Origin of the sequence: Pseudomonas sp. BF-RE-22, assembly GCF_019956155.1 — a bacterium.
Lineage (GTDB): Bacteria > Pseudomonadota > Gammaproteobacteria > Pseudomonadales > Pseudomonadaceae > Aquipseudomonas > Aquipseudomonas migulae.
The window spans coordinates 243432-255012 of sequence record NZ_JAHBDD010000033.1 but is presented as its reverse complement, the minus strand read 5'-3'; the positions used below and the strand labels follow the sequence as shown (position 1 = coordinate 255012).

Genomic DNA, 11581 nt, shown 5'->3' with positions numbered 1-11581 from the left:
GTCCCGTCATCAACCAAGGGGGGCGCGTAATGTTTGGCGGCGATTGTACTGGTCTGGCTCTTTAAACGATAGGGCGTTGAGGCCGCACGGGTGCTTTGGCGGTACAAGTGGACAGATTTTCACAGTTGAACGCTAACTATTTGTTACAACTCGTGGCTAAAATGCCATCTTTCAACCGGATGCCGACCGCCGGCATGCTCAAGGACGCGCCTCAGGGACGCTGTTTCGTATTCAGACGCTGCACAAGACCCTTGGGCCGTCGGGCCTGTCAGGGGACGCAGTTTGTTCACTTCTGACGTGTGACGATTTCCGTGAAACTCATCATTGCCGCTATTTATGTTGTATCGATTGCGTACGTCCACCTGCGCGGTCGGGTGCGCCACAAGCTGGGCCGCCAACTGAGCGATCACTCGACGTTTCTCGCGCCGATCAATTGCTTCCTGTACCTGTTCTCGAAAATTCCCAACAAACCGTATCTCGATCCGGCCGACTTCCCGGACCTGAGCCCGTTGCAGACCCATTGGGAAGAAATCCGCGCCGAAGGTCAGAACCTGCTCAAGGCGGGTGAGATCAAGCGCTCGAACCAGTACGACGACGTCGGCTTCAACTCGTTCTTCAAAACCGGCTGGAAGCGCTTCTACTTGAAGTGGTACGGCGACAGTCATCCTTCGGCAATGAAGCTTTGCCCGCGCACCACCGAACTGGTGCAGAGCATCGGTTCGATCAAGGCGGCGATGTTCGCCGAACTGCCGCCCGGTTCGAAACTGGTACGTCACCGCGACCCGTATGCCGGTTCCTACCGTTATCACCTGGGCCTGGAGACGCCGAACGACGCCGGTTGCTACATCAACGTCGATGGCGAGAACTATCACTGGCGTGACGGTGAAGCGGTGATGTTCGACGAAACCTTCATTCATTACGCCGAAAACACTACGCAGCAGAACCGCATCATTTTGTTCTGCGACATCGAGCGCCCCATGAAGTATCGCTGGGCGGCGGCGTTCAATGGCTGGTTCAGTCGTAACGTGATGTCGGCGGCCGGTGCACCGAACGAAGCGGGCGACAAGACGGGTGGCATCAATCGACTGTTCACCAGAATCTACAAGATTCGCCTGCGCGGCAAAGCGTTGAAGAAGCGCAACCGCACACTCTATTACCTGGAGAAGTGGGCGATTTTTGCCGGGTTGCTGGCGATTTTTGTCTGGATCTGATTGACGCGTCGCGGCTGCCCATGGCCCGGCGCAAAGTTTTCAGCGGCGTACCAGCCAGTCCTGGCAGGGGATCAACTTCGTGTTACATGGTTTTGGTTAACAAATCCGAACCCTCGGCGTAGCGTGCTATCGAAGGCAGTATCACCTCGAGAGGCTGGCCATGAACCGATTAGCGTTTGGCATCATCACGATGGCATTGACGGGCGTGCTGAGCCAACTGGCCCAGGCCGAGACCCGGTTATCCGCATTCCCGATGCTGTTGGCCCAGAGCCCGACGGGCGCCACCAGCAATCCTTACAACAGCCCGATTCGCCGGGCCAACCCCAATAGCATGCAAGGCACACAACCCAGTGCGCCGGCCATCCGCGGGCCGAACACGGTTCCCGTTCCGCGGCCACCGACGCTGGACAACGGCGGCATTGGCAACCGCTATCCCCAGGATCGGTCTGCGCCTGTCAGTCCACCGAAATTCATCCCTAATCCACCCCCTCGGGACGCAGGCACCAGCAACCGTTGAGCAGCAGGACGCACGTCTTGCCAGCCATTCAGACGACAAAAGGAATCGTGCATGTTGCGTAAAACCCTCCTGGCTACCGTTTGCGCCAGCGCCCTGATCAGCGCCGCCGCACCGGTTTTCGCGGCGTCCGTGCAAACGCTGAAAAGTGAACAGGGCACCCTTGAGGTCACGCCCATCGCCAAGGGGCTGGATCACCCGTGGGCCTTGGCTTTTCTGCCGGATCGCCAAGGGATGCTGGTGACCGAACGGCCCGGCAACCTGCGCGTGGTCAGCGTCGACGGCAAACTTTCGGCACCGCTCAGTGGCGTACCGAAGGTCTGGGCCAAAGGGCAGGGTGGTCTGCTCGATGTGGTGCTGTCGCCCGATTTCAAACAGGACCGTACGGTCTATCTGTCCTACGCCGAAGGTGGCGGCGAGGGGAACAAGGCCGGTACGGCGGTCGGTCGCGGGCAACTGTCGCAAGACCTGACGGCGATCAGGAATTTCAAAGTGATCTTCCGTCAGGAGCCCAAACTCTCGGTCGGCAATCACTTTGGTTCGCGACTGGTGTTCGACCGTGACGGCTACCTGTTCATCACCCTCGGCGAGAACAATGACCGGCCAACCGCGCAAGATCTGGACAAGCTGCAAGGCAAGGTCGTGCGGATCTACCCGGACGGCACGGTGCCCGACGACAACCCCTTTGTCGGCCAGACGGGCGTGCGTCCGGAAATCTGGTCGTATGGCCAGCGCAATCCACAAGGCGCGGCGCTCAATCCCTGGACCGGCGTGCTCTGGGAAAACGAACACGGCCCGCGCGGCGGTGACGAGATCAACATCATCGAACGTGGCAAGAATTACGGCTGGCCGCTGGCGACCCATGGCATCAACTACTCCGGTCAACCGATCCCGGAAGCTACGGGCAAGGCTGCCGAAGGCACTGTTGCACCGCGCCACATCTGGGAAAAATCTCCCGGCCTGAGCGGTATGGCGTTTTACGACGCTGACCGCTTCAAGGCGTGGCAGCACAACGTGTTCATCGGTGCGCTGGTCAGTCAGGAGTTGATACGCCTGCAGTTGGACGGCGACCGGGTGGTTCACGAAGAGCGTTTGATGGGCGAGCTGAACAAACGCATCCGCGACGTGCGGCAGGGGCCGGACGGGTATTTGTATGTGCTCACCGATGAGGATGATGGCGTGTTGTACAAGGTCGGGCTGAAATAAACACAATTCCTGTAGCCGCTGGCGAAAACTTGTGGGAGCGAGCCTGCTCGCGATAGCGGACTTATGGCCAACATCTATGTTGATTGGTAAGGCCCCATCGCGAGCAGGCTCGCTCCCACAGGTTCCGTCAACTGCTACATCGAGCCCTGATAAAGAATCACCGCCGCCCGCAACTTGCCGCGCCCGAAACTGCACATCTTCTCGAACTCCCCATGGCTGACCGGCAAATGTTGGCAGTCCATGGGCTGACGATGCTGGCTATGGTCGACATCCGGGTCGTGCAGGTACACAAATTCCTCATCGCAATCGGTGACGATCACCCAGTGCGGCGACTTGGAACGGGTCAGCCGGTAACTGCTGATCAGCACCAGCGGCTGGCCGCCGTCGTTCAGTAACCGTGGCAGGTCCAGCGGACCACCGAGCACCTGTTCGACGTCGGTCGTTCCCAATTGAGCCATGAACTCCTCGTGCACCAGGCGCATGACGTCTTTTTTATGCTCATCGCGCACGCCATCGAGAAACAACGGCCCGGCCATGCTCACTTGCAGGCGCACACGAAAACCGCGTCGCGCCGCCGCCAAAGCCAGGCCTTGAGGGCTGCAACCGCCGTGGCCAGAGGTCATGAACACGGTGGTTGCTTCGCGCCAGATCTGCAGTTCTTCGCGGCGCTCCAGCATGCGACCGGCTTGCAGTGCGCCCATGGCCATCAACAGGCACGCGGGGCCGCAGGTGAAATCGGTGGTCTGGGCGTACCAGGGCACGTTGATATTGCGCGAGTCATGGTGCTGAAGGATGCGTTTTTCCAGGCGCAGCGCATCGGCATGGTCCTGGTAATAATCATGGATCAGCGCGAAGCGCCGGTAACCGTTGCGCTCATACAGGGCGATGGCGGCGAGGTTGTCGATGCGCACTTCCAGCCGCAGGTACGCGCAGTCGTGTTCCAGGGCGCAGGCCTCGATGCGTTCCAGCAATTGCTTGCCGAGCCCACTGCCGCGAGCCTGTTCGGCGATGGCAATCGAGTAGAGCCGCGCCAGCGATGTGCCCCGGTGAAACAACACCACCGCGTAACCCAGCAATTGCTCGCCACGCTGGGCCACCAGCAGTCGTCCGTGAGCGCGGGTGATCATCCATTGAAAGCTGCGGCTGGTGAGCCGGTCCGTGGTGAAACATTGCTGTTCGAGTGCCAGCAACGCGGGTAAGTCTTCAACTACCGCCAAGCGAAAGACAGGATTCATATGACCGCCGTAAAAGTTGCGTAACGAAACGGGACTTTCGAAAAGGTTCGTGCTTAATAGGAAAGGTCTTGTTCTCCAACGGATCAATCACTATGTCAGCGGTACAAGGTCATTGGCGCGAAGTATCCGAGCAAAGTTTGCCGGCAGCAACTTATTTAAATGACACGGTTAGAACTTCAAGTCAGTTGATTATCATCGTCGAACGCAAGGAAGACTGGGCGTCCTACTTTCCCAGCGAAGACATCGTCACGGCTCAGGAATACCTCGAGCAGACCCGCGACAACGAGCAGGGCAAACGGGTCCAGGTGATCAACCTGTGTCGCAGCTACAAGTACCTGGGGCACGGTTACTACTGCTCGCTGCTGGCCGAGGCGCGGGGGCACAAGGTTATTCCATCGGTGCGCACCATCAGCGAACTGACGCGCAAAGCCCTGTACGGTCTGGCGCTGGATGACCTGGATAAAACCCTGGAAAAAGCCCTCAGTCATCACCTTTACAGTGATACCGAAGGTTTTACCCTGACCCTGTATTTTGGCAAGACACATATAGAGCCGTTGCAGGATTTGGCGCGGCAGTTGTTTGAAGTGTTTCCGTGTCCGATATTGTTAGTTGAATTTCGTCGAACTAACGGCTGGCACATCGAAGGGATAAAGTCTGGCGCCTTGCACAAGTTGCGCGAAGATCAGGAAGATCAGTTCGCCCACTCACTCGACACGTTCAGCCGCAAGATCTGGCGCGTGCCACGGTCGCGGCGCCTGGCCCGTTATGACCTGGCGATCCTGCACGATCCGCAGGAAGCGTTGCCGCCGTCCAACCCCAAGGCGCTGGAAAATTTCGTACGCGTGGGCAAGACCTTGGGCATTGATGTGGAGCTGATCGAGCGCAAGGACTACGCACGCATCGCCGAATACGACGGGCTGTTGATCCGCGAGACCACAAGCGTCGACAACCATACCTACCGTTTCGCGAAAAAAGCCGAGAGCGAAGGGCTGGTGGTGATGGATGATCCGGCATCGATCCTGCGCTGCACCAACAAGGTCTACCTGACCGACCTGCTCAATAGCCATCAATTGGGCATGCCCGCCACCGAAATCCTCTACAAGGAACGACCGGAAGACTTCGAACGGGTCGGCGAGCGCCTGGGCTTTCCGCTGGTGTTGAAGATTCCCGACGGCTGTTTCTCCCGTGGCGTGATAAAGGTCGAAAGCCAGCAAGCCTTGCTCGAAGCGACCGCCGAACTGTTCGAACACTCGGTGCTGTTGCTGGCTCAGGAGTTCTTCTACACCGAGTACGACTGGCGCATCGGCGTGCTCAACCGCAAACCGATCTTTGCCTGCCAGTACTTCATGTCCAAGGGCCATTGGCAGATCTACAACCACAAGGCCAAGGGGCAGGACATCAACGGCGAATGCCGTACGCTGGCAATTCACGAAGCACCGCGTGCGGTGGTGGAACTGGCGGTGAAAACCGCGAACCTCATCGGCGACGGCCTCTACGGCGTCGACCTCAAGCAGTCCGGCGACAAGGTGGTGGTCATCGAGGTCAACGACAACCCGAACATGGATGCCGGCATCGAAGACGCGTATCTGCAGGACGATTTGTACTCGTTGGTGCTGGAAGAATTCGTCCGCCGACTGGAACTCAAACGCCGCGGCCAGGCCTGGTGATCGGCCGATGATCAAGAGCTTCCAACTGACCCACGGCGTGCTGCATGCGGTCGAACGGCTGGACGCCGAAGTGATGCTGTTCAGCAACCCCGATGCGGCCGAGCGCGACTTGCTGCACAGCCATTTCAAACTTGATGAACACGCCCTGGCGTCGGCGCTGGACCCGGACGAGGTATCGCGCATCGAGTTTCACCCCGACAACCTGTTCCTGATCTGGAAGCGCCCGGAGAACTACTCCGGCGCCGGCAGCCTGGCTTTTGAAGTGTCGTCCTGCGGCTTGCTGTTTTCTACCCAGCGTTTGCTGGTGATCGCCACCGACGATTCGCCGCTGCATGGGCTCGGCACCCGGCAGAAACTGAACACGCCGCTGGATGTGCTGCTGGATCTGCTGTTCAACAACATCCATCACTACCTGGGCCACCTCAAGGTGATCAAGCTGGTTGCGCGGGAGTTGCAGCAGAAATTCAACGCGTCGATGCAGAACCAGCACCTGATCCAGATGTTCAACCTCAGTGAAAGCCTGATCTATTACATCAATGCGATTCACAGCAACGGCGCGGTCCTGACCCGGCTGCGCAACCACGCGGAAAAGGAGCACTTCGGTGCCGAGGCCATCGGCCTGATCGACGACCTGATCATTGAAAACAACCAGTGCTACAAACAGGCGGAAATCTATTCCACGGTGTTCTCCGGGCTGATCGACGCCCGGGGCAACCTGATGAACAACAGCATGAACAACCTGCTGCGCAAACTGACGCTGATCAACGTGGTGTTTCTGCCGCTGAACCTGATTGCGAGCATCGGCGGTATGTCAGAGTTCAGCATGATGACGGCGGGGACGCCGTGGTGGGTGTCGTATCCATTATTTTTGACGGCGATGATGCTAGGGGCGGGAGTGATGGTGTTGGGGCTCAGGCGTTTGGCCAAATGATGTGGTGAATGTCAGGCCGTGATCGCGAGCAGGCTCGCTCCCACAATGGTCCGGGTTGAACTCAGGTTTCCTGTTCAACACAAATCTCTTGTAGGAGCCGGCTTGCTGGCGATGGCGGCCTCAACACCACCACACACTCAGGATCAGACTTCTTGCGTGGCACCCACAGACCTCTTCCGATCCTGCAACCCGCGAACCACCAGATACAACAACGGCCCAATCGATACAAAAATCGCGGTGAGCAATAGATAGGGAATGACGGACAATGCCGACTGCCCACGCTTGCGCGCATCGCTGTACATCCACACCCCGGCCAGCGTCGCCAGCAGGTAAAGATCAATCACCACCTGCGCCGTATCAGGTCGCGACATCAGGCTGATGCCAAATTCGATCAACGATTGTTCCGCCTGGAGCATCACCGCAACGGTGTAGCCAGCGAAGGCGAGCAGGGCAATCAGGGGCAGGGCGATGGACTTCATGGTTTCCTTCCTTGGACGATGAGCAGAACAGCGAGCCTACACAGGCCGGGAAAATTTGGCCATTGACTTGCCTGTCGTGCCCGGCTAATTTCCAGCCATGACTTCCACCGTATTGCGCTGCCAGCCAAGCATTATTACCGTCATTCCTTATTTGGCGGGCTAGCTCACGACTGCAGCACCCAACCCGCCCTAGAGGCGGGTTTTTACTTTCTGTCTCTTGGGTTCTGATCAACGTCAGGAGACGACCATGAACAGCACACCCGCCCAGCAGAGCTTGCTTGAGCATTACGTCAAAAAGATCCTCGCCGCGCCGGTGTACGAACTGGCGGTACGCACGCCGTTGCAAGCCGCGCCGGCGCTGTCCGAAGCCCTCGGCAATCAGATCCTGTTGAAACGCGAAGACTTGCAGCCGACCTTTTCCTTCAAGATCCGTGGCGCCTACAACAAACTGGTGCAATTGAGCGATGAGCAGAAGGCGCGCGGTGTGATCACCGCCTCGGCAGGCAACCATGCCCAGGGCGTGGCATTGGCGGCGCGTGAATTGGGGATCGCCGCGACCATCGTCATGCCCGCCACCACACCGGAATTGAAGGTGCTTGGAGTGCGCAGCCGCGGTGCCGATGCCGTGCTGCACGGGGAGAGTTTTCCGTTTGCCCTGGCGTACGCCTTGAACCTGGCAGAACAAACCGGCCGCCCCTTCGTTTCGCCCTTCGACGACCCGGACGTGATCGCGGGGCAGGGCACCGTCGCCATGGAAATCCTCCGTCAGCACCAAGGAGCGCTCGACGCGATCTTCGTGCCGGTGGGCGGTGGCGGCCTGATCGCGGGCATCGCCGCGTACGTCAAATACCTGCGACCTGAAATCCGCATCATTGGCGTCGAGTCGGAACATTCCGCGTGTCTGCGCGCCGCCTTACAGGCAGATGAGCGTGTTGTCCTGCCCAACGTCGGCACATTCGCCGATGGCGTCGCTGTCGCGCAGATCGGCGCTTATGGTTTCGAGGTCTGCCGGTTTTGCGTGGATGAGGTGCTGACCGTCAGCAATGACGAACTCTGCGCGGCGATCAAGAACATCTACGACGATACCCGCTCGATCACCGAACCTTCCGGCGCGTTGGCCGTGGCGGGCATCAAGAAGTACGTGGCGCAGACTGGCGTGCGTGGTCAGACGCTGGTGGCCATCGACTCCGGCGCCAACATCAACTTCGACAGCTTGCGCCACGTCGCCGAGCGCGCTGCATTGAGCGACGCCCCAGCGTAAGCGTGAGCGGGCGCTGGGCGCTAATCGATCACCCGTTCCCCCTGTGGGAGCGAGCCTGCTCGCGATGACGGTTGTACATTCAACACATCTGGTGGCTGAAAGTCCGCTATCGCGAGCAAGCTTGCTCCTACAGGTTTTGCATTTGGGCGGGGATTATTCCTGAACAGCTTTTTCGACCGTGCTCGACGCCGACCAAATCCGATAGCGCACTTCAACGTCCTTGGGCACATACAGCACGATCGGCAGCTTGCTGTTGTAACGCAACCTGAAGCCGTCACCGACCACCGGGACGAAGTCCTGTTTGCTTTTGCCATCCGGGCAGGCCATCAGCGTGCTCATCGGGCCGATCACTTTTTCCAGTCGGTAGAACGGGTAGCCCCAGCCTTCGAGGTTTTTCTCCTCGAGCATACCGCCCAGGCGTTGGCGATTGCAGTCAACGGTCAAGGTCTTGCCCGCGAGAATTTCGACCTGGTAGTTGTCTTCACTTGCTTGTGGGGCGAGGTGAATGACCTGGCGGGTGAAGCCGTTTTCGGCTTTGGGAAACGGTGCAACGTCTTCGAGTTTCGCCGCGTGAACAACGGTCGATAGCCCGGCAACAATCAGGCCGACGGTAGTGATTCGGGTCAATGAACCCATGATGCCTCCTTGCGTGTGAGTAGGGTCAGCGGATGTTAAAGGGAGTGGCCGCATTTTTACTGCCATGGGCGGCCAATGCAAACCCGGACTCATCAGGTTGCAATTTGCAGGGGCGAGAACCTGCGTTCATGCAGACTGCATGAGTCCATTTACTTGAAGACACATTAAACCTTTGAATTACCGATGAGCTGCACGGCGAAATCCGGGGCATGTTTTATGCTTCATCTGGTCCTGAAGCTGGCCGCGAATGAGTTGAGTCGGCATTGATAGCTGATTGGCAATCTCACATAAGGAGAGGGTCGCCATGTTTCTTTCTGCCTTGGAACTTCGCAACATCATCGAAAGCAGTTTTCTGCCGAAACGTTGTCAATGCACGCTGACGCCCGACCTGTCGATGAGCATCAAGGTGTATGCCGACGGCCAGACCGATCAAGTGGATCTATTGGTCACTGGCATAGACGCCAGCACACTCAATGGCTGCCGGGAAATCAATGACCTGATTGCCGAGCTGCGCACCGAAATTCAGCATAGGGCAGCGCTGCAGACGCTGCATCCCGACCGGCAAGCGCTTTAAGCCCACTCCTGTAGGAGCAAGCTTGCTCGCGATGGACGTAAACGATAACGCGTGTTTTCTGAATAAACGCGTTATCCGAACGTTTTTCGCGAGCAAGCTCGCTCCTACAGAAAAGCATGAGTGTCGCGTTATCAATTCTGATAACTGCACGCATCCGACCATTTGCGATACGAGATCTCTGCGGGTTTGCCCGACGTATCGATGTACTTCATCTCAGCCGTAATGACTTTGCAGTCCAGCGTCGTAGGTTCGGTCAGCGCAACCACCTTGGCCACGTGCAGCGGCATCCCGTATTCGTAGGGCACGGCTTGTGAGGAAGTGGTGTCGTCGGCCTGGGCAAGCCCGGTAAACCCGGTGCAGGCGAGGGCAGCGGTAACCAGCAAAATGCGCGTATTCATGAGCAATCTCCGGTGCGGACGGAACGAGAGTTCGACGTAGTGAACGTCGAACCTGCCGCACTGGGCGTCAGAGGAACCTGAGGGCGTGCGGTCCAGTAAAGTCTTGGACCGCAGGGTTAAGCAATGGTTAACCCGGCTGAATGCCGCCTGTCGTAAGGGACGATTCTGTCAGGCGTTTCGTTGGGGCAAGAATCTTCGGTAGCTTCGGCTTCGTCCTACAAGGATGGATGCTTTGTCGACTTTCGGCTGATGGGGCGTAGCGATTACTGTTTGGGCTCGCTGCAAAATCAGCGAACAGGTTTGGTCACCTGAAAATTAAACAGTGCATACAAGTGTGACATCATTCGCTTTGCGGACATCTCTGTTCGCATGGCGCAATGCTGTGGCGGCTGTGTGCAGGACGCCTTCGGGCGAGCTGAGTTACTGTTCTCAGTTGACCAAACCTGTACACGGTCCGCCTCCCATCGTTTGGTCACGGTGCTGGCGGTTACTTCAAAACAGGCGAGTAACTAACTATGACAACGATAAATCCGTTCCCCGAACGTCACCGTTCAATCAAAAGCAGCGTCACCGAAACATCTCCTCTGGTCATCGACACAGAAGCCAACCCCCAAGACATCCTCGAAGCCGCCCTCCAGCGCATCCGCGCCTCCAGCGAGCTACTTGAAACACTCCACCTCCAATGTTTCAAAGACGGCGACGTCCAGGACATCCCCCACATCACGCATGCCCTTTACCTGCTGACGCAGGACGGTTGCGACTTGCTCAAGGTTGCGCAGCAACGGATGCTGGGCTGGAAGGCATCAGCCTGACGTTTGACCTGTACTGACAAATCCAGCGCCCATAGGCGCTGGATTTTTTATGGAAGGGGCGTCGCGTCAAGGCTCGGAGGCGTTCAGTTGTATTAATGACTCGCCCTTCGAGGCCACTGGAAACTCATCTAACTCTAGAAAAAGCCCGTTTTTCCCGTAGCTCAAATATTTGTGCGAGCTTTCATTGCCTCTATTCTCAAAGATAACCTGCGCTCCTTGTACAGATATTTTTACCCAGCGAGGACGGTTCCTTTCTGCGAAATCAATACGTTGGATTTTCCCGTCCGTTGAATCGAAATAGAACAAAGCTCCTTGCAGATAGTTAGAAGTGAACTCGCCCGACACCACCAGTATGTTTGTATTTTTTCGATCTGAAGTGCATTGCCATTGCACTTCGCTTCCTCGAGAGGCCTCTGCATCTTCGTATATAAACCGGGTGATTTGGCCATAGCGGGTTTTGTAAATATAGGAATCGATGATCGGCGAGCCACGCAGCAGCGAAATCGTGTGTTGTGATCCTGCCAATTCGCAATCGATCATTGTTTGTAACGGCGGTTGAGCAGCCAATGCCTGAACGCAAAAAATGACAAGCCCAATGCCAGACACAACATTCTTCATTTGATCCCGCCACAATGGACGAAGTGGCCGAGCGATCGA

12 protein-coding genes and 1 pseudogene are annotated in these 11581 nt (G+C 57.6%); 8 read left to right on the top strand and 5 right to left on the bottom strand.

What is annotated here, in order from left to right:
• Window positions 1–311: 311 nt before the first annotated feature.
• The 3 genes from lpxO (at window position 312) to KGA82_RS17695 (ending at window position 2931) form a co-directional block, all read left to right on the top strand.
• Complete coding sequence (lpxO, locus tag KGA82_RS17705) at window positions 312–1211, top strand: lipid A hydroxylase LpxO (RefSeq protein WP_223451613.1); 900 nt, start codon at window positions 312–314, stop codon at window positions 1209–1211.
• A 160-nt stretch (window positions 1212–1371) separates the two neighbouring features.
• Complete coding sequence (locus KGA82_RS17700) at window positions 1372–1728, top strand: hypothetical protein (RefSeq protein WP_223451599.1); 357 nt, start codon at window positions 1372–1374, stop codon at window positions 1726–1728.
• A 51-nt stretch (window positions 1729–1779) separates the two neighbouring features.
• Window positions 1780–2931: a PQQ-dependent sugar dehydrogenase gene (locus tag KGA82_RS17695; protein ID WP_223451598.1), complete on the top strand. Its 1152-nt coding sequence runs from the start codon at window positions 1780–1782 to the stop codon at window positions 2929–2931.
• A 134-nt stretch (window positions 2932–3065) separates the two neighbouring features.
• Here KGA82_RS17695 and rimI read toward each other — a convergent pair whose 3' ends face one another.
• Window positions 3066–4166, bottom strand: coding sequence for a ribosomal protein S18-alanine N-acetyltransferase (gene rimI, locus KGA82_RS17690; protein ID WP_223451597.1), 1101 nt, complete (start codon window positions 4164–4166; stop codon window positions 3066–3068).
• A gap of 92 nt (window positions 4167–4258) precedes the next feature.
• On the opposite strand from rimI, the gene KGA82_RS17685 reads away from it, so the two are divergent.
• Together KGA82_RS17685 and KGA82_RS17680 are read left to right on the top strand one after the other, a co-directional pair.
• Window positions 4259–5833, top strand: coding sequence for a RimK family protein (locus KGA82_RS17685; RefSeq protein ID WP_223451596.1), 1575 nt, complete (start codon window positions 4259–4261; stop codon window positions 5831–5833).
• Between the two features lie 7 nt (window positions 5834–5840).
• Window positions 5841–6764 carry a magnesium transporter CorA family protein gene (locus KGA82_RS17680; protein WP_008044231.1) on the top strand — a complete coding sequence of 308 codons (924 nt, stop codon included), beginning with the start codon at window positions 5841–5843 and terminating at the stop codon, window positions 6762–6764.
• A 143-nt stretch (window positions 6765–6907) separates the two neighbouring features.
• Here KGA82_RS17680 and KGA82_RS17675 read toward each other — a convergent pair whose 3' ends face one another.
• Window positions 6908–7243: a DUF2834 domain-containing protein gene (locus KGA82_RS17675; protein WP_223451595.1), complete on the bottom strand. Its 336-nt coding sequence runs from the start codon at window positions 7241–7243 to the stop codon at window positions 6908–6910.
• Window positions 7244–7490: 247 nt separating this feature from the next.
• Here KGA82_RS17675 and ilvA point away from each other — a divergent pair.
• Window positions 7491–8492 (top strand): annotated as a pseudogene (gene ilvA / locus KGA82_RS17670) (threonine ammonia-lyase, biosynthetic); the annotation flags it as partial.
• A gap of 165 nt (window positions 8493–8657) precedes the next feature.
• On the opposite strand, the gene eco reads toward ilvA, so the two are convergent.
• Window positions 8658–9140, bottom strand: coding sequence for a serine protease inhibitor ecotin (gene eco, locus KGA82_RS17665; protein WP_223451592.1), 483 nt, complete (start codon window positions 9138–9140; stop codon window positions 8658–8660).
• A 304-nt stretch (window positions 9141–9444) separates the two neighbouring features.
• Here eco and KGA82_RS17660 point away from each other — a divergent pair, with 304 nt between their 5' ends.
• Entirely contained in the window at window positions 9445–9714 is a 270-nt protein-coding gene (locus tag KGA82_RS17660) for a DUF1652 domain-containing protein (RefSeq protein ID WP_008026579.1), read from the top strand.
• 131 nt (window positions 9715–9845) lie between these two features.
• Here KGA82_RS17660 and KGA82_RS17655 read toward each other — a convergent pair whose 3' ends face one another.
• On the bottom strand, window positions 9846–10112 hold the full coding sequence (locus tag KGA82_RS17655) for a DUF2790 domain-containing protein (RefSeq protein WP_008044241.1): 267 nt from the start codon (window positions 10110–10112) through the stop codon (window positions 9846–9848).
• Between the two features lie 515 nt (window positions 10113–10627).
• On the opposite strand from KGA82_RS17655, the gene KGA82_RS17650 reads away from it, so the two are divergent.
• A complete protein-coding gene (locus KGA82_RS17650) occupies window positions 10628–10924 on the top strand; it encodes a hypothetical protein (protein ID WP_008044244.1) in 297 nt (98 codons plus the stop codon).
• Window positions 10925–10990: 66 nt separating this feature from the next.
• Here the strand turns inward: KGA82_RS17650 and KGA82_RS17645 are convergent, their stop codons facing one another.
• Entirely contained in the window at window positions 10991–11542 is a 552-nt protein-coding gene (locus tag KGA82_RS17645) for a hypothetical protein (RefSeq protein ID WP_223451588.1), read from the bottom strand.
• Between the last annotated feature and the right edge of the window lie 39 nt (window positions 11543–11581).